The 18,860-nt window shown below is 54.5% G+C and carries 10 protein-coding genes; all 10 read left to right on the top strand.

The features are described 5' to 3' along the window. Window positions 1-258 precede the first annotated feature (258 nt). Window positions 259-1,782 carry a glycoside hydrolase family 43 protein gene (locus MKZ07_RS13440; protein WP_076161622.1) on the top strand — a complete coding sequence of 508 codons (1,524 nt, stop codon included), beginning with the start codon at window positions 259-261 and terminating at the stop codon, window positions 1,780-1,782. Then, complete coding sequence (locus MKZ07_RS13435; RefSeq protein ID WP_341026123.1) at window positions 1,779-2,774, top strand: glycoside hydrolase family 43 protein; 996 nt, start codon at window positions 1,779-1,781, stop codon at window positions 2,772-2,774. Before MKZ07_RS13440 ends, MKZ07_RS13435 begins: the two co-directional genes overlap by 4 nt. A gap of 543 nt (window positions 2,775-3,317) precedes the next feature. Next, window positions 3,318-6,125, top strand: a complete 2,808-nt coding sequence (locus MKZ07_RS13430; protein ID WP_341026121.1) for an endo-beta-N-acetylglucosaminidase — start codon at window positions 3,318-3,320, stop codon at window positions 6,123-6,125. 142 nt (window positions 6,126-6,267) lie between these two features. Further along, window positions 6,268-8,094: a cache domain-containing sensor histidine kinase gene (locus tag MKZ07_RS13425; RefSeq protein WP_341026120.1), complete on the top strand. Its 1,827-nt coding sequence runs from the start codon at window positions 6,268-6,270 to the stop codon at window positions 8,092-8,094. Then, window positions 8,087-9,604 carry a response regulator transcription factor gene (locus tag MKZ07_RS13420; RefSeq protein WP_341026119.1) on the top strand — a complete coding sequence of 506 codons (1,518 nt, stop codon included), beginning with the start codon at window positions 8,087-8,089 and terminating at the stop codon, window positions 9,602-9,604. The genes MKZ07_RS13425 and MKZ07_RS13420 overlap by 8 nt, the downstream gene beginning before the upstream one ends. Before the next feature lie 277 nt (window positions 9,605-9,881). Further along, the gene (locus tag MKZ07_RS13415) at window positions 9,882-11,387 is read left to right on the top strand and encodes an ABC transporter substrate-binding protein (RefSeq protein ID WP_341026118.1); all 1,506 of its coding nucleotides are present in this window, start codon (window positions 9,882-9,884) and stop codon (window positions 11,385-11,387) included. A 90-nt stretch (window positions 11,388-11,477) separates the two neighbouring features. After that, complete coding sequence (locus tag MKZ07_RS13410) at window positions 11,478-12,404, top strand: ABC transporter permease (protein WP_036699546.1); 927 nt, start codon at window positions 11,478-11,480, stop codon at window positions 12,402-12,404. 29 nt (window positions 12,405-12,433) lie between these two features. Continuing rightward, the gene (locus MKZ07_RS13405; protein WP_036699544.1) at window positions 12,434-13,351 is read left to right on the top strand and encodes a carbohydrate ABC transporter permease; all 918 of its coding nucleotides are present in this window, start codon (window positions 12,434-12,436) and stop codon (window positions 13,349-13,351) included. Window positions 13,352-13,392: 41 nt separating this feature from the next. Next, a complete protein-coding gene (locus tag MKZ07_RS13400; protein ID WP_341026115.1) occupies window positions 13,393-15,687 on the top strand; it encodes a glycoside hydrolase family 3 N-terminal domain-containing protein in 2,295 nt (764 codons plus the stop codon). Window positions 15,688-15,704: 17 nt separating this feature from the next. Then, on the top strand, window positions 15,705-18,851 hold the full coding sequence (locus MKZ07_RS13395; protein WP_341027985.1) for an alpha-mannosidase: 3,147 nt from the start codon (window positions 15,705-15,707) through the stop codon (window positions 18,849-18,851). The last annotated feature ends 9 nt before the right edge of the window (window positions 18,852-18,860 follow it).

Here is an 18,860-nt window from a genome sequence, read left to right as displayed (position 1 = left end):
GTCCCTCAAGCCAGATTATGGCTGGGGGGCGGCTTTTTGCTGTGCGGAGAAGGACTGATATAAAAATCCGCAAAAAATGACCATTAACTCAAGCAAAATGACGAGCAAACGGTGTATTTTTCCAGTACAATCGGATGTAGGCGGGAATAATACATTTTTTCGGGGGAAATTCTTTAGTCTGCGCATAGGAAAGTTCAATTAGGGCTTGTACAATAACACTAGCGATTGTAAACGCTTGCTTTCATTCCAGAGGAGGGTATGATGCATTCTATGAATGTGCGGAATCCCGTAATTGCCGGGTATTATCCGGACCCCAGTGTGGTCCGTGTGAATGAAGATTTCTATCTGATTAACAGTACCTTTGAATATTTTCCGGGTGTGCCTATCTTCCATAGCAGGGACCTGATCGACTGGACCCCGATAGGGCATGTCCTTACCCGCCAGTCCCAGCTGGATCTGCGGACTACGAAGAGCTCGTCCGGCATCTACGCCGCCACGATCCGGTATCACGCCGGGCGTTTCTACATGATTACTACTGATGTGCGGGGCATCGGCAATTTCTACGTGACTGCGGATAAGCCCGAGGGTCCCTGGTCTGATCCGATTCTGCTGCCGCACGGGGGCATTGATCCTTCCCTGTTCTTCGATGATGACGGGCGTGCCTATGTCACGGTGCAGAACGGTGCAGGCTATGAATCGCATATTATCCAGTATGAGATTGATCCATTGTCCGGCGAAGTGCTGTCGGAGCCGGTTAATATCTGGAGCGGCGATGACGGCCCTTGGGTCGAAGGCCCGCATCTGTACAAGATCAAGGGCGTCTACTACCTGATGACCGCCTCCGGCGGCACGGCGGGCGACCACCGGGAGATTATTGCCCGCAGCAGCAGCCCTTACGGCCCGTTCGAGGACAAGCCTGAGCCGATCCTGACCCACCGGGGACTGAAGGAGCATCCGGTACAATGCCTTGGACATGCCGATCTGGTGGAGGATACGTCTGGCCAGTGGTGGGCGGTCTTCCTGGGTATGCGTCCCGTGGAAGGCCGGTATTCCCCGCTGGGCCGGGAGACCTTCCTGGCTCCTGTCACCTGGACGGAGGACGGCTGGCCGATGATTGACAATAATGAAGGCACCGTTATTGCTGAGGGCGAGTCCAGCCTGGATGACCAGGTGCTGCACTTTACGCCGGAAGACGGCTTCGGGCCGGAGTGGGCCTTCCTCCGCGCCTATGAAGCGGAGCGTTATTCCTGGACTGAGCGCGCAGGAAGCCTCACCGTGCGCGGGAACAGCTACACGCTGGACGATGAGGCGCCCGCCGTGTTCGCATGCCTCCGCCAGCAGCATCACCGGATGGAGCTGGGCGTCAGCCTTGACTTCACGCCAGTGACCGAAGGCGAGCATGCCGGACTGGCTGCGCGGCTGAACAACCGTGGATATCTTTGCTGGGGACTTACTTGCCGCAGCGGCCGCCGGGTGATGGAGCTTGTAGTGAAGAACGGTGAGGAGCGGCAGGTTCACCAGTATGAGGTAAGCGGTCAAGGTCCCGTTCAGCTTCGCCTCCGTTGCGACGGCCATTCCTACCTCTGCTCCTATTCGGCAGATGGCGTGTCTTGGAATGAAGTCCCGGAGACGGTTCATGTGTCGGTCCTGTCCCCGGAGGTCAACGGCGGCTTCACCGGTGTCTGCCTCGGCGTACATGCCTCGGGCAACGGTACAGAGGATACCAGCCCTGCTTACTATGAAGGATTCTATTATTCCAATATCAAAGGAGATGCCTTATGAATCAGCAACAACCCCCTAAGCCTAACCAACCGATCGTAACTCACATCTATACAGCGGACCCGTCCGCCCATGTCTATGAAGGCAAAATCTATATCTATCCTTCCCACGATCTAGATCATGATGAGCCTAGCAATGACAACGGCGACCAGTATAAAATGGAAGATTACCATGTTCTCTCGATGGACAGCATCGATTCCCCGGTGGTCGATCACGGCGAAGCGCTGCATGTGAGAGATATTCCATGGGCTTCCAAGCAGCTCTGGGCTCCAGATGCAGCTTATAAGAATAACACCTACTATCTGTTCTTCCCGGCCCGCGATCATGACGGAATCTTCCGCCTGGGTGTGGCAACGTCGGAGTCTCCGGCAGGCCCGTTCACCCCGCAGCCGAATTATATGGAAGGCAGCTTCAGTATTGACCCGGCCGTACTAGTGGATGAAGACAACCAGGCGTATATCTATTTCGGCGGACTTTGGGGCGGCCAGCTGGAGAAATGGCAGACTGGCAGCTTCGTAGCGGATGCAGAAGGACCGGCACTTGATCAGCCTGCACTTGGACCGCAAGTTGCGCTGCTTAGCGACGACATGCTGTCCTTCCAGGGTAAGCCAGCCGAGATCTCCATTGTGGATGAAGAGGGGAATCCGATCCTCGCTGGAGATGAAGAACGCAGATATTTTGAAGGCCCGTGGATGCATAAATATAACGGAAATTACTACCTGTCCTACTCTACAGGAACCACGCATAAGCTCGTGTATGCGGTCGGCAAGAACCCGATGGGACCGTTCACGTTCAAGGGCGAGATCCTCTCACCCGTTATCGGCTGGACAACTCATCACTCCATTGTGCAAGTGGAAGACAAATGGTATCTGTTCTATCACGACAGCTCTTTGTCGGAAGGCGTCAACCACAAGCGCTGCGTGAAGTACACCGAACTGAAGTACAACGAAGACGGCACGATCCAGAGTATTAATCCTTATCCGGACGCGGAGTAAGCTGGCGGATAGATTGGCAAAGTAAATAGTGTTACAAGAATAGGCGTGAATAAGGAACATAGGTTGAAACATGAGGCAGCTCTTAACGGGGCTGCTTTTTGGCGTGGCAAGGGTGCGTGGACCGGATGTAATTGGAAACCGATCACAATTGGACTGGGGGCGCCGTGTAGGCCAAATATAATCGAAAAACCGATCACAATTGGACTGGGAACGCTGCGTCGGCCAGTTGGAAAGTAGCAGATTGAGCAGACAGCAGGGGAGGAGGCACAGAATGTCCGCCATCTGAGTAACTATCCAGCATAGCCTGCCGCCACCAGAATGAGCATCCCATCGAATAAGCACGCAGAAACAAATCCGCATCACCGTCCCGGGTCTATCTCACAGCACTTTTCTTTAATTTGACCAGCGAATCTTTAATTTCGCTTCTATCAGTCCCCGCAGGTGCTGCTATATAGTAACCTTGATCACTATCATCCAGTAGGAAGATTCATCCAGTTATTATGAATGCGTTCTCATCAATCTGAAGAATGAGGAGAGTGAACAATGGTAGCTACATCCCGGACACACAGAATTCGTAAGCTGACTTCAGCGGTATTAGGTACAGCGCTGCTGGTGACCCTGCTGCCGCAGACAGCCATGGCTGGAGATACCTGGCCGTTCAAAGGGGAAAGCGCACACGGTGCGAATCAGCCCAGCGTACATGGCTATACCAGCCAGCACATTGCGGACTGGAGTCCGCAGAGAGATCAGGACGCGGTACTGCTGCGCTCCCGGGTTCCCTTGCAGCAGCGGATTGCACCTTTCCAGCAGACTCAGGCCAATCCGGCGCTGAATCCGGCGGTGCAGATGATGAATGTTGCGGGCGATTACGGCAATGCTTTTATTGAGAATGCCCCGTACACTAACAAGTTCGCCCAATACCACTTCAACTTCTGGCAGTACATTGACTATTACTCCTACTGGCATGGAACGGCGACAGCTTATACACCGCCGGAATATTACGACGATCTGGCCCAGTCTGACTGGCAGCAGAAATGGTTCGAGTTCGGCATGCTGAATATTCCCAATCCGACCTATACCGATGCCGCCCACAAGAATGGGGTTATGTCACTGGCCGGGGTGTTCTTCTCGAACAATGACCGGGGACAGCAGACGTATAAGCAGATGATTGTGAAGGACGCGAACGGCAAGTTCCCGGTGGCTGAGAAAATGATTGAAATGGCCGAATACTTCGGGTATGACGGGTATTTCCTGAATCAGGAGGAGCAGAATCCGAATGTGGCGACGGCGGATCTTCCTGACTATATTGCTTTTATGAAAGCGCTACAGGATGGCGGGCTGTATGTGCAGTGGTATGATTCTCTGAATACCGCCACCGGAGCCAATGTCTTCGCCAGAACCTTCAATAACAACAATATCTCCATGCTCTACGATAAAACAGCTCACAAGCAGGTATCGAATTCGTTTTTCTTCGATTATGGCATGGGTAGCTCGCAGATTACCTCAGCAGCGAATTACTTGAATAGCCTCAACGCAGTCCAGGGGACGAGCTACAATCTCTTTGAGACTGGCTTCGCAGGACTGGAAGCAGGGCGCGACCGCTTCAAGAGCGTGCAGGGCTCAGCGCTGAGCAGCAAGCTGTCCGGGGGAATTCCCCGGACCAGCCTGGCGACACTGGGAGCGGACTTTGTACATGCCGGCCTGGATGAGGACATGAATAAGTCCTGGCCGGTCTCGAACCGTACGGATAACCAATACCAATGGATGACGAACCTGCGCGAGCAGTTATGGTGGTCAGGACCGCAGGTCAATCCGAAGAACACAGCGGTATCCTCAGTCAATACGGCAGCCGATGTATACGCCGATACCCGCTACTGGCCGGGGATCGCTTCGGTCATTGCTGAGCGCTCGGTGGTGAAGGATTCTAACTTCTATACCAGCTTCAATACTGGCCACGGCCTCTCCTATTACAAGGATGGAGCGGTATCCAGCGCAGCGGAGTGGTCGAACATGAGTCTTCAGGATGTTCCGGTCACCTGGCAATGGTGGCAGGATACTACCGGTAACCGCCTGAAAGTGGACTTCGATTATGGTCCGGGTTATGACCAGACCGCCAATTCGCGCATGAACTATCAGCAGCTCGGCGGTTACAACGGCGGCAGCTCGCTGGCAGTGAGCGGGAATCTGAACAGCGAGAACTTCCTGCGTCTCTACAAGAGCGATCTTGCCGTTAAGGCTGGTTCCAAGCTGTCCATCGTGTACAACAAACCATCGGCAGACGATACCTCTGTGCTTAGCGCAGGACTCATCTTCCGCGACAACCCGAATCAAGTGGTGAAGGTGCCGGTTGCGAATAGCGGGAAGCATACCACGGGCTGGACTACGGCAGAGCTTAATCTTGGCGCGTATGCCGGACGGGAGATCGCGGCCTTCGGCCTGGTGTTCGCCCCTGGAGCCACTACAGCAGCCAATTACCAGATGAACATCGGCCAGCTGCGGATTCATGACGGCTCGGCGGTAAGACCATCGGCTCCTGCCGGTCTCTCCATTGTCCAGGCGCTGCCGGGCACGGATGAGATGATCGTGAAGTGGAGCATGGACACCGATTACTCCAAGGTAAAGCAATATAATGTCTACGTGAACGATATCTATATGGGCGGAAAATATGATGAGACCTTCTATATTAAGAAGCTTCCGGCCAAATCCGGCGTGCTGAAGGTGGCGGCAGTAGGTGCAGACGGGCTGGAGGGCGATGCGGCAACGCTGTCCTTCGACCTGAATGCGGCGGTATCCAAGGTGACTGCCGAATCCGCTGCGAATGGAGACTTCCTGGTGAAGTGGACGAATCCCGCCGCCGCTCAGGGCAGCATCAAGGTTACGGTCAAGTCGGTGAACTGGACGACCACGCCGCAGCCGGTATCCAGGGAAATGACCGTGCCGCAGGGGGCGGCCTCAGCGCTGTTCCAGAATATGCCCGTTAACGGAGATGAGTATACGGTTACCGTTCAAGCCGGAAATACCGATAAAATAACCTATAACGGAACGTTCACCGACAAGGTGTCCGAGCCTTATGCAGAGAACTGGTCCTGGAACAGCAATACGCTGAACCTGCCGATGCCAAGCTCCCGGGACTGGCGGTATATGTACATTAATGAAGACGGCCAGAACCGGTCGTTCCCGGTCACCTATCTGTCCGGTGCTGCGGGCATGAAGCCGATGATTATCCGCGGCCGCACGACCAAAGCCGCACTGAGCTTCACCTCTACCGCAGCAGTAGTTACCGTGGTCATGGAGGATTACAGCGGCAACAAGTCGCAGCCTGTATACCTTAAAGGCCAACCAACGCCGTAAGGCGCGGGTAGGGAATAAGTACCGCCCATTCTGCACAACATACACAAAGCGCTCACCCTCTGGCAAAATTAGCAGGGGGGAGCGCTTCTTGTGTATCCCGGCTAGCCGTGCCTGCAAGGCTAGCAACTATGTTAGGAGGTGAATGATGCGAAGCCTTTCGCTGTACCGCAAGTATTTTAAAGACAATATGTTCCTGCGCTTCACGCTGATCGTGTCCTGTATCTTCATAGCCACCATTATCGCCTTCTCCATTCTGGTGCTGATGCTAATCTCGGATTCGGCAGTGCAGCGCCAGATGGATATCCAGCGCAAGAGCATGGAGAGCGTCAGCAATTATGTGGAGAACAAATATCAATCTGTTCAGGACATGCTCCGTGATGTGTACAGGGACGCGAGTCTGGCCAGTAATACGACCTTCCTGCTGGAGAATCCCTTAAGGGATTATATCGAGCACCGGCTGGACCGCTTTCTGCTGGGGGAACAGTCCACCTCGAACGCCATCCAGTATTTCCAGAACAAGATTGACGATGATCCCGATATCCGCGGCCTGATCCTGTACAGCGCCAACCAGCAGGTGATGTATTATTACGACAACCGCCGGCAGTTCGAGCGGATCTCGACCAATGCGGCGCATTCTTTTGTGCCCGATTCGATGGTGCTGGGTGAGGAGAGTGTCGTCTCTGTTCCGAATATCTGGGTGCTGAAAAGTATAGGGATGCCGGCAGCCCCGCTGTTCTCGGTAAAGCTGCCGATCAATAATAAGTCCTCGCTGCTCAATATCGGTCAGCTGCTGGTCTACTTCGATTCTGAGGCCATCTGGCAGGCCATGAATAATTATAAGGAGGATTTCAAAGGCGACCTTCTCGTGCTCTCGGCCCAAAATGAAGTGATCTTCGATTCCTCGGGTCAGGGATACGGCCGGAAGCTGCCGAAGCTGCAAGGGATTAACGCCGGTGAGGAGTTTACGATGGAGGGCATGGTCGTCACAAGCCAGACCCAGAGTCAGGCGGGTTATACGGTGGTCAGCCTGATCTCGAAGCAGGAGCTGGCCGAGACTTACAGCAGTGCGCGGAGCACCATTGTGTCCATCGCACTCGTCTGTATTCTATTTGCCGTGCTGCTGCCGGCGATGTTCATTTCTAATTTTGCCAAACGGACCCACCGCATTATCCGCTTCACCCGCAAAGTCAAGAACGGGGATCTGAACACCCGGATTGTGGACGGCAAGGAAGATGAGTTAGGCCAGATTGCCAAGAGCTTCAACAGCATGCTGGATGAACTGAACCAATATATCGACCAGGTTTATAAGGCGGAAATCAAACAGAAGCATACGGAGATCGCTACGCTGGAGGCCAGGGTGAATCCGCATTTTCTGTATAATACATTAGAGGTTATCCGGATGCGGGCGATTTCGAGCGGGGCGAAGGATGTGGGGGAAATGATCTACAGCCTGTCCATGCTGTTCAAGTCGTACGTCCGTCCCAAGCTGAAATATACGTTCAAGGATGAGCTGGAGGCCTGCCGCCTGTATCTGGAATTATTCCGTATCCGGTACAAGGACAGGTTCGCGTATACCATCGAATGCAGCCCGGAGCTGGAAGAGCTCCCTGTACTCAAAATGTCGCTGCAGCCGGTCATCGAGAACTATGTTCTGCACGGCATGCGGACAGGGCAGACTGATAATGTGATCCGTATTGTGATCACAGCGGAGCTGGAGAATATCCGGGTCAAGGTTACGGATAACGGCAAGGGGATTGCGGAAGAGCGGCTGGCCCGGCTCCGCGAGGTGCTGGAGGATCACGGCGAATTGTCCGGGTCCGAGTCGTTCGGGCTGCGCAGTATTCATGAGCGGCTGAGACTGATGTACGGGAAGCCCTACGGCGTAGAGCTGGAGAGTGAGGAGGGGACTGGAACAGTGGTTACGATTACTTTTCCATACCCGCTGAAGGAGGAGAGCGCAGATGTATAAGGTGTTTATTGTGGATGATGAGCCGTTCATTCTGAGCGGTCTGCAGGATATACTCAATTGGGAGGAGCTGGGCCTCACAATTGTGGGGCAGGCGGAGAACGGGCAGGAAGCGCTGGAGCAGCTGCGGGAGATTCCCGCCGATATTCTGATTACCGATATCTCCATGCCGGTGATGACCGGTCTTGAGCTGATCCGTGCCGTCCGGGAATTCCGCCCGGATCTGAAGGTGGTGGTGCTGAGCGGCTTCGATGAATTCATGTATGTGAAGGAAGGCCTGTCGCTCGGGATCGAGAACTATCTGCTGAAGCCGATTAATCTGGAGGAGTTCCAGCAGACGCTGGAGACGATTGTGGAGAAGCTGAACGTCTCCAGGCTGGATATGCAGTGGTGGGAATATACGAATTCTGTGCTGAAGGATAATGTGCTGCTGCGCTGGCTGCGGGGGCAGATTGATCCGCAGGAGCGCTCCGAACGGCTGAATCTGATCGGCCTGCCGCTCACCAGCCGTTATGTGCAGGTTGCCCTGCTGCAGGTAGAGCCGGCAACGGATGCCTTCAGGAAGAGGGTGTCCGATCTGGCCGGGGCAGAGGCTTCGTTCTTCATGTTCTGGGATTCGGATAATGATCTGGTGCTGATACATAACTATGAAGAAGCCTCTGCCGGTGCGGCGGAGATGGCGTTCATGCTGGAGGAGATTAACGGCTTATGCACCAGCAGTGAGAAGCTGCGCTCGGCAGTGGGCTCGCCTGTGTACGGGGTGGACGCCGCTCCCGCAAGCTACGAACAGGCGAAGCAGGCACAGGAGTTCCTGGAGATTCACCCGGAGCGCAGCAGTATCTATTATGAGCAGCTGAGGGACCGGAAGGAGGATCTGCAATCGGTCCTGCCCGAAGACTGGAGCGATTACGCCAAGCTCATTATGTCTAAGAATGTGGCGGGGCTGTCGGAGCAACTGGATCTATATTTTGCAGCCCCAAGTATGGACGGGTTAACGCCAGCGATGCTGGAGGAGATCTCGCTGGAATGGATTCTTTTCTTCCGGGTGCTGATCAAGGATATCCGCAGTGAAACGGAGCGGGAATGTATTGCCGAGGCCTTGACGGCGATCCGCCGGGCGAACTCGCTGCCTGCACTGTCCGCTGCACTCCGGCAGACCTCAGAGAGTATCATCGAACTGCTGGACCGGGAGCTGAAGAGTCCGGTGGTGAACCAGGTGCTGAATTATATCGCGAAATCGTACAGTGAGGATCTGTCGCTGAAGAAGCTGGGCTTCATGTTCAACATTCATCCGGTGTATCTGGGACAGCTGTTCCATAAGATGACTGGCGAATCGTTTGCGGAGTATATGAACCGCTACCGGATCGATAAGGCCAAGGAGCAGCTCCGTTCGACGAACCTGAAGGTTCAGGAGATCGCCAGGAATGTGGGCTATTGGGAAATGGGCTATTTCTACAAGCAATTCAAGAAATATGTCGGCATCTCGCCGACGGAATTCAAGGGGCTGCTGTGAGGCAGCCCTCTTGTGCGTTACAGGAAAGAAGAGTATTCACGTTGATAACGTATTCATTGATTTCTCGCCAGAACATTACAGCCCTTGTAAAAGATCAATAACCTGCCTTTGCAGGTAAGCTTATTTTCTTTATTTCATACCTGAAAAACTATAGTTTCTCTTCTATTTGAAACTGCTTTCATCTTATAAAGTTAAGGTATAGCTCAAGGAAAGCAGCAGCCGGAAAGATCCGGTAAGCCTGAAAGACCAGACAGCTAATTAAAAGGGGGTACGGCAAATGAGTAAGAAAAAGAAACACTTCTCCTTGTTGTTGACAACGCTTTTAACCGTTTCACTGGCGCTAACGGCGTGCGGGGGAAACAGTAAGAACAATGCAGGCGGAGAAGCAGCTTCAGGCGGCAACAAAGCCTCGGAGGCTACAGAGAAACCTGTGGAACTGATCTGGTACACGATCGGGCCACCGCAGAAAGATATGGACAAGGTGCTCACAGAAGTCAATAAATACACACTTGAGAAAATCAACGCAACACTGGATATCAAAATGCTCGACTTCGGCGACTATACGCAAAAAATGCAGGTTATGGCAGCTTCCGGTGAGCCGATGGATATCCTGTTCACCTCCTCCTGGGCCTTCGATTATGTGCAGAATGCACGTAAGGGTGCCTTCCTGCAGCTCGATGATCTGCTGAAGAATCAGGGCAAGGGCATTGTGGATACGATTGACCCGGCCTTCCTGGAAGGCTCCAAGGTAGACGGCCACAATTATGCGATTCCTGCGAACAAAGAGCTTCCGGCTCAAGAGGTCTTCCGCTTCAATAAAGAGCTGCTCGACAAATACAAGCTGGATCTGACCAGCGTGAAGACGATGGCGGATCTGGAGCCGCTGCTCAAAACGATCAAGGAAAACGAGCCTGGAATCACTCCTTACGCGATGGTCAAGGACTTCATGCCGATTATGCCGTTTGACTATGTGATCGAGAAGATGCCGATGGCTGTCTATATGGACACCAAGGATTACAAAGTGGTCAACATCCTGGAAACTCCTGAGATCAAGGAAGCGCTTAAGACGGTCCGCAAATTCTATCAGGCGGGTTATATCTCCCCTGAAGTAGCGACTACCTCGTCGGTAGATGACTTGTACAAAGCAGGCAAATGGTTCACTGACCGTGCATCCACCCAGCCGATGGCCGACAATCTGTGGTCCGTAAGCTACGGATATCCGGTGGTGTCCACACCAGCCAGCCAGCCTTATATCTATAACTGGTCCGTAATGGGCTCCATGCAAGCCATCTCCGCCAACTCCGCGTATCCTGAGAAAGCGATGGAATTCCTGAACCTGCTCAACACAGATCCTAAGCTGCGCAACATGATTGACTCCGGGCTCGAAGGCGTACATTACGAGAAGATCAGCGACAACATGATCAAGAACCTCCCGGATGCTAAGAACTATGATATGCCTACCTTCTCCCTGGGTAACATCATGATCAACTATCTGAACGAAGGCGACCCTGAGAACAAATGGGAAGAATTCAAGAAGTTCAATGATGCCGGTATCAACGCACCGCTGCTTGGCTTCAACTTCGATACGTCCAAGGTGACAAATGAAATCGCCGCCGTTCAGAACGTGAAGGAAGAATTCTGGGCACCGCTGATGACCGGATCTGTAGATTCGGAAGAGTACCTGACCAAGGCTAACGAGAAATTGAAGGCTGCCGGTCTGGATAAAATTATTGCCGAAGCTCAAACACAGATTGACGCCTGGAAAGCAGCGAATAATAAGTAGCATTCTATTAGAGGATCGGGCGGGTGATTAGACTTGGCCCGATCTTTTTTGTAAATATAAGAATTTTCCGGCATAGGAGGAACTAGAAGTATGGGGAAAATAGGAAAGTCCGCCAAAGATGTATTGAGAAACAAAGTGCTGCTGTTTATGGTTCTGCCGGGCACGCTGTGGTTTTTATTCTTCTCTTACCTGCCGATGGTGGGTACGGTTATTGCGTTTAAGGAGTACCGCTTCAGCCGGGATGGCTTCTGGGCCAGCATCATCAACAGCAAGTGGGTCGGCTGGGATAACTTCAAGTTTCTGTTCAGCACCAATGATGCCTATCTGATCACACGCAATACTCTTTTATATAACATAGCCTTCATCGGTCTGGGCCTGATCCTGTCGGTGCTGATGGCGGTGGTGCTGTCCGAGATTGCCAATAAGAAGCTGGCCAAGTTCTATCAGACAGGCATGTTCCTGCCGTATTTTCTGTCCTGGGTCGTTGTGGGATACTTCGCGTTCGCCTTCCTGAGCTCGGAGCGGGGCCTGCTTAACTCCATGTTCGGCAGCAATATCTCCTGGTACTCAGAATCGAAATACTGGCCGTTCATTATTATATTCGTATTCCTCTGGAAGGCCGTCGGCTATAACAGCGTGGTCTATCTCGCCGCCATTATGGGTATAGACAAATCCCTGTACGAAGCCGCGATGATCGACGGAGCCAGTAAGCTCCAGCAGATCCGCAGTATCACGCTGCCGATGCTGAAGCCGATCATTATCATTATGACGCTGCTTGCGATCGGGAAGATTTTCTATGCCGACTTCGGGCTGTTCTATCAGGTGCCGAGAGATTCGGGGACGCTCTACAGCGTGACTAACGTCATCGATACGTATGTGTACCGTGGACTTAAGACTACCGGCGAGATCGGAATGAGTACGGCTGCGGGCTTATATCAATCAGTGGTCGGGTTCGTGCTGGTTCTTACCTCTAATTACATCGTGCGCAAATTCGATAAGGACAGTGCATTATTCTAGGGAAAATGAAGGAAAGTGAGGTCATCCAAATGTCTGCTAACGTTGCGAAATCGCGCGATTTCCATCGGCTGTCGCCGGTGCTGAGTACCATCTTCAACTGTATCGCCGGAGGCTTTGCCATCCTGTGTATCTTCCCGTTCCTGTTCGTTGTCCTCATCTCGTTCACGGACGAAGGGGCGCTTGCGCGGGACGGCTACCGGTTAATTCCGGCCAAATGGAGTCTGGAAGCCTACAAATATGTATTTAGCTCAGGGGACACGCTGCTCCGTTCGTACGGAGTGACCATTGCGGTAACCGTCATTGGTACGATTGTCAGCCTGCTTATTATTTCACTTTATGCCTATGCCATTTCACGTAAAAGCTTCAAATACCGCAATTTCTTCGCGTTTTTTTCCTTTTTCACCATGCTGTTTAACGGCGGTCTGGTTCCGACCTATATTGTGGTAACACAGATGCTGGGCCTGAAGGACAGCATTTGGGCGCTGGTGCTGCCGCTGGCGGTGAATGCTTTTTACATTATGATTCTGCGTACCTTCTATATTACCAGTGTGCCGGATGCGCTGATCGAGTCGGCCAAAATCGACGGCGCCGGAGAGTTCCGAACCTTCCTCGGAATTGTGCTGCCGCTGTCCTTACCGGGTCTCGCTACAATTGGCCTGTTCAGCACCCTGGGGTACTGGAATGACTGGTTCAACGCGCTGCTCTATATTGACAATCCGAACCTGGTGCCGCTGCAGTCGATGCTGATGCGGATCGAGACCAGTATGCAGTTCATTCTGCAGAACTCGCAGAACAGCTCGCTAAGTCTGGAGGCCCTCCGCTCCATGCCGCAGGATACCTCGCGTATGGCGATGGTGGTGCTGGCAACCGGACCGATTATCTTCGCATATCCGTTCTTCCAGCGTTACTTCATTCAGGGTCTTACTGTTGGGGCGGTTAAGGAGTAAGAGATATATAGATTAAGATCAAAGGAGAGGGTGGAGCCAGGATGTTATATAGAGACCGTACACAGCCCGTCAAGGAGCGGACAGAGCATCTGCTTGGGCTGATGACGCCGGAAGAGAAGGTCGGCCAGCTGGTGCAGCTGTTCGGATGGCAGACCTATAATCATACAGATGGAACGATAGAATTGACGGAAGACTTCAAACGCCAGATCCGCGAAGGCGGCGTCGGCGCCTTATACGGAACCCTGCGGGCCGATCCCTGGACAGGTGTTACGCTGGAGAGCGGGCTGGATGCACGGGCCGGAGCAGAGGCTGTGAATTCGATTCAGCGTTATGCGCTGGAGCATTCGAGACTGGGTATTCCTCTCCTGATCGGTGAGGAATGCTCGCATGGACACATGGCCATCGGGGCCACGGTATTCCCGGTTCCGCTGCTGATCGGCAGCACCTGGAATGTGGACCTCTACCGGGAGATGTCCCGGGCAGTAGCACGGGAGACCCGGGCGCAGGGCGGAGCCGTGACCTATTCCCCTGTGCTGGATGTGGTACGTGATCCGCGCTGGGGCCGGACCGAAGAATGCTTCGGGGAGGACCCGTACTTAATCGGTGAATATGCCGTAGCATCGGTGGAAGGATTACAGGGCGAACGGCTTGACAGCGCGTCCAGTGTGGGAGCAACTCTCAAACATTTCGTAGCCTATGGCAGCTCGGAGGGCGGCCGCAATGCCGGCCCGGCGCATATCGGCAAGCGGGAGCTGCTGGAGGTCGATATGTACCCGTTCCGCAAAGCAGTGGAAGCCGGTGCGGTCTCCATCATGCCAGCCTATAACGAGATTGACGGCGTGCCTTGTACCACGAACCGGGAGCTGCTTGAAGAGATTCTGCGCGGCGAATGGGGCTTCAAGGGCATGGTTATTACCGATTGCGGTGCCATCGATATGCTGGCCTCGGGTCATGATACAGCGGACAGCGGAGAGGATGCTGCGGTGCAGGCGCTTACTGCCGGAATTGATATGGAGATGTCCGGCGTCATGTTCGGCGGATATCTGCTGGAGGCGCTGCGCTCCGGGCGGCTGGACGAGCAGCTCGTGGATCAGGCGGCGGCGCGTGTGCTGGAGCTGAAGTTCCGGCTGGGCCTGTTTGAACAGCCGTATGCCGATCCCGATGTGGCAGAGCAGGTGATTGGCAGCGCAGAGCATGCAGAGCTGGCGCGCAGTGTGGCGGCAGAGGGAATTGTACTGCTGAAGAATAACGGAGTGCTTCCGTTGTCTAAGGACAAGGGGACAGTTGCGGTTATCGGGCCAAATGCGGATATTGGCTACAATCAGCTTGGCGATTACACCTCTCCGCAGCCGCGTGACCGTGTGGTTACAGTGTTGGCCGGAATACGGGCCAAGCTTGCCGCGCAGCCGGAGCAGGTAGGTTATGCGCCGGGCTGCCGGATCAAGGACAGCTCCACAGAGGGCTTTGAGCTTGCACGTAAGGTAGCTGCCGAAGCAGATATCGTTGTACTGGCTCTGGGCGGGTCAAGCGCCCGTGATTTCGGCGAAGGCAGCATCGATCTGCGGACCGGAGCCTCGAAGGTGACGGAGAATGCGCTTAGCGATATGGACTGCGGCGAAGGCATCGACCGCATGTCGCTTCATCTGTCCGGTGTTCAGCTGGAGCTGATGAAGGAGCTGAAGGCACTCGGTAAGCCGGTAGTCGTCGTGTATATCAACGGGCGTCCCATTGCTGAACCTTGGATCGATGAGCAGGCAGATGCCATTCTCGAAGCCTGGTATCCAGGGCAGGAAGGCGGCCACGCCATTGCGGATATTCTGTTCGGCGATGTCAATCCGTCCGGCAGGCTGACTCTCTCTCTCCCTGAGGATGTAGGACAATTGCCAGTGTATTACTTAGGCAAACGTTCCCGGGGAGTCCGCTATCTGGAAGGGAATTCGCAGCCGCGTTATCCGTTCGGCTTTGGACTCAGCTACACCGAATTCAGCTATAGCGGACTACAGGTCGAGCCTGCGGTGATCGGGACTGACGGAACGGCTGAGGTTACAGTGGAAGTAGAGAATACAGGCTCCCGCAGCGGTGCGGAGGTCGTGCAGCTATATATTTCCGATCTGGTCAGCAAGGTGACTAGACCGGCCAAGGAACTCAAGGGCTTCCGCAAAATCGTACTGGAGCCGGGAGAGAAGCAGAAGGTGAGCTTCACACTGAATGCAGAGCATCTGAGCTATATCGGGACAGACTACAAGCTGGTGGTCGAGCCGGGAAGCTTCCGCATCGGTGTCGGCAGGAATGTGAATGACACGCTGAATATAGATCTTACGGTTACGGAGGACTAAAGATGGAGCAGATAAACATCGAACGGATTAACCGGTTCATTCGTGAATGCTCGCAGCAGCAGTGGCTGGAATACCGGGTGCTTGATGACTGGAAGGTCTTCTCCACCATCTACCGGCAGCCGGGACACTATGACGAAGCACAGCCTTATTCGGGCAGCGAGTCGTTCGGATTATTTCCGAGCGTGCAAGGCACCACCTATTACTTCCGCACCACCCTGGATATCCCGGCGGACTGGACCGATAAGGATACCGGGCTGATCTTCCACTCCGGCGGCGAAGGGCTGCTGCGTGTGAACGGAGCCTCCCAGCAGGGGATTGACCGCAATCATACCTATGCTTCCCTGAATCCGGAGACGGGCGGCAGACACCCGGAGATTGAGATTGAGCTCTATGATCCGATCCCTGAGCCGGATGACCCATTGAATAAACAAGCGGTCATTCAGCCGCCGGTCCGGTCGATTACCGCAGCGCTGGTCAGAGTGAACCTGCCTGTACAATCGCTGATGTACACAGTTACCGTCGTCCGGGATTCGATGCTGCTATTGCCGGAGCAGGACTTCCGGCGCGTTCGCATGCTGGAGGCCCTGCATCAGGCGATGGATGCTTATGTGAATTTGGGGACTGACGTTTCGCAGGCTGGCAAGGGGATAGAGGCAATCGAGCAGGAACTGGTGGCAAAAGTGAAGACCATCGGCGGCAACAGCGAGGGCTTCATTCATATGATCGGGCAGTCGCATATCGACATCGCCTGGTTATGGCCTGCCCGGGAGACGGTGCGCAAGACCAGCCGGACCTTCTCGAGCGTACATGCGCTGATGGAGGAGTACCCGGAATACCGCTATGCCCAGAGCCAGCCGCAGCTGTTCGCTTATCTGAAGGACAATGATCCTGAGCTGTACGCGAAGGTGAAGGCACGGATTCAGGAAGGCCGCTGGGAGCTGGTCGGGGGCATGTGGGTCGAGCCGGATCTGAATATCCCGAGCGGGGAATCGCTGATGCGGCAGATGCTGTACGGACAGCGCTTCTACCAGGAGGAGTTCGGCCAGCAGTCCGAGATTGAATGGCTGCCGGACACCTTCGGTTATTGCGCCTCCCTGCCGCAGATTCTGAAGCACGGCAAGGTCCGTTACTTCATGACCACGAAGCTTGGATGGAATGACACGAACCTGTTCCCGTATGATCTGTTCCACTGGGTCGGAATCGACGGGACAGCGCTATTATCCTATATGAACCATGGCGTGAATGAGAATACGCTGCCGAAGGATATCCATGAGCACTGGCAGTCCTACCGCCAAAAAGCCGTTCACAGCGAGCAAATGCTGCTCTACGGGCACGGCGACGGCGGTGGCGGCGTGACGCGGGAGATGCTGGAATACCTGTCGCGTTCAGAGCTGATGGTAGGTCAACCTGCCTCTAGCTACAGCACGGCGGCAGATTTCTTCGCAGGCATCGAGCAGGCTGCACCTGAGCTGCCGGTCTGGCAGGGCGATCTATACCTTGAGCTGCACCGGGGGACCTATACGACCCATGCACGGAACAAGCGCAATAACCGCAAGGCCGAGATTCTGTACCGGGAAGCTGAGCTATGGCAGACGCTGGCTGGACACGGGCTGACACCGCAGCGGAGGGAAGAGGTAGGGGAAGCCCTGCATGAAGGCTGGAAGATGATTTTGCTGAACCAGTTCCATGATATTATCCCCGGCTCGTCGATTCCTGAGGTCTATGAGACTTCGGACAAGGAATACAAGAATATCTTCATCCTTGGGGAGAGCTGCCTGAAGTCCGTCATGGAGGCTGCCGTATCGGCTATTGATACCCGTGGAGAGGGACAGCCTTATGTCATCCTGAACGGTCTGGGCTGGACCCGGGATATGGTAACCGAGCTTGCGGTTGGCTCTGAAGTGGTGCCTGCTACTGTCGCCGTCTATGACGGGAACGGAACACGGCTTCCGGCAGAGCTGACTACAGAAGGCAAGCAAACGGTGCTGCGTGTGCGGGTGCCGGAGGTTCCGGCATTCGGGTATGCAACCGTGTGGCTGCGGGAAGAGGCGCAGGGGGCAGACGCATCGGATGCAGGCAATAACTCAATCTCTGCGGCGAACTCCGATACGTTCGAAGATCGTTGGGAGACCGGTTACTACCAGCTCCAGTTCAACGAGCTGGGCGAAATTATCAGCCTGTATGACAAGGAAGCCGGGCGTGAGATTGTGAAGTCCGGGGAAGCGCTGAACCGGCTGCATTTCTTCCATGACCGTCCGATTCTCTGGGATGCCTGGGATATCGACAGCCGTTATGAGGAGCAACCTGCCGGAGCAGCGGTACTGCTGGAGAAGCGGCTGCTGTCCACAGGTCCTGTCTGCGATGTATTGTTCTTCCGCTGGAGTCTAGGCCAATCGGAAATCCAGCAGGAGCTGATCCTGTACCACACCGACAAGCGGATTGACTTCAAGACGAAGGTCGAGTGGCACGAAGCCCACAAGCTGCTGAAGGTTGGCTTCCCGATTGATGTAGTGACCAGCAAGGCTACGTATGAGATTCCGTTCGGCGCACTGGAGCGGACTACGCACCGTAACACCAGCTGGGAGCAGGCGCAGTATGAGGTCTGCGGGCACCGCTATGCCGATGTGTCGGAGCATGATTACGGTGTCAGCCTGCTGAACGACTGCAAATACGGCTATGACACGCAGGGTAGCACCATCCGTTTGTCCCTGCTGCGCGCACCGCGCTGGCCGGATCATTCGGCCGATCAGGGAGAGCATGAATTCACCTATTCGCTCTACCCGCATACCGGAGACTGGCGTTCGGCGCATACCCAGCGCAAGGCCGCTGAGTTGAATCATGCTTCCTACGCGGTAGCCTGCGAGGCGAGTGCGGGACAGCATCCGTCCACCGGCTCCTTCCTTCCCTATGAAGGGAAGCAGGTGGTGCTGGATACCGTCAAGCTGGCGGAAGATGGTAAGGGCAGTATCCTGCGGCTGTATGAATCAGCCGGGGGACGCGAGACCGTTCGGATCAGCTGGCCGCTGCCGCACTCCGCTATCTATCTGTCCAATGCACTGGAGGAAGAGACAGAGTTGCTGCCGGATGAAGACGGCGTGCTGACGCTAGACTTCCATCCATTCGAGATTAAGACGATTAAGATTATTCATCCTACTATAGATTAAGCGAGAAGG

Source organism: Paenibacillus sp. FSL P4-0338 (genome assembly GCF_038002365.1).
In the GTDB taxonomy this organism is placed as follows: domain Bacteria; phylum Bacillota; class Bacilli; order Paenibacillales; family Paenibacillaceae; genus Paenibacillus_AQ.
Note: the sequence above shows the minus strand (reverse complement) of the source record. Positions and strands in the feature narration are given on the sequence as shown.

What these genes read in the sequence shown, in the direction of transcription:
- MKZ07_RS13440 (WP_076161622.1), top strand. Translation starts at nt 259, where the DNA reads ATGATGCATTCTATGAATGTGCGGAATCCCGTAATTGCCGGGTATTAT.
- MKZ07_RS13435 (WP_341026123.1), top strand. Translation starts at nt 1,779, where the DNA reads ATGAATCAGCAACAACCCCCTAAGCCTAACCAACCGATCGTAACTCAC.
- MKZ07_RS13430 (WP_341026121.1), top strand. Translation starts at nt 3,318, where the DNA reads ATGGTAGCTACATCCCGGACACACAGAATTCGTAAGCTGACTTCAGCG.
- MKZ07_RS13425 (WP_341026120.1), top strand. Translation starts at nt 6,268, where the DNA reads ATGATGCGAAGCCTTTCGCTGTACCGCAAGTATTTTAAAGACAATATG.
- MKZ07_RS13420 (WP_341026119.1), top strand. Translation starts at nt 8,087, where the DNA reads ATGTATAAGGTGTTTATTGTGGATGATGAGCCGTTCATTCTGAGCGGT.
- MKZ07_RS13415 (WP_341026118.1), top strand. Translation starts at nt 9,882, where the DNA reads ATGAGTAAGAAAAAGAAACACTTCTCCTTGTTGTTGACAACGCTTTTA.
- MKZ07_RS13410 (WP_036699546.1), top strand. Translation starts at nt 11,478, where the DNA reads ATGGGGAAAATAGGAAAGTCCGCCAAAGATGTATTGAGAAACAAAGTG.
- MKZ07_RS13405 (WP_036699544.1), top strand. Translation starts at nt 12,434, where the DNA reads ATGTCTGCTAACGTTGCGAAATCGCGCGATTTCCATCGGCTGTCGCCG.
- MKZ07_RS13400 (WP_341026115.1), top strand. Translation starts at nt 13,393, where the DNA reads ATGTTATATAGAGACCGTACACAGCCCGTCAAGGAGCGGACAGAGCAT.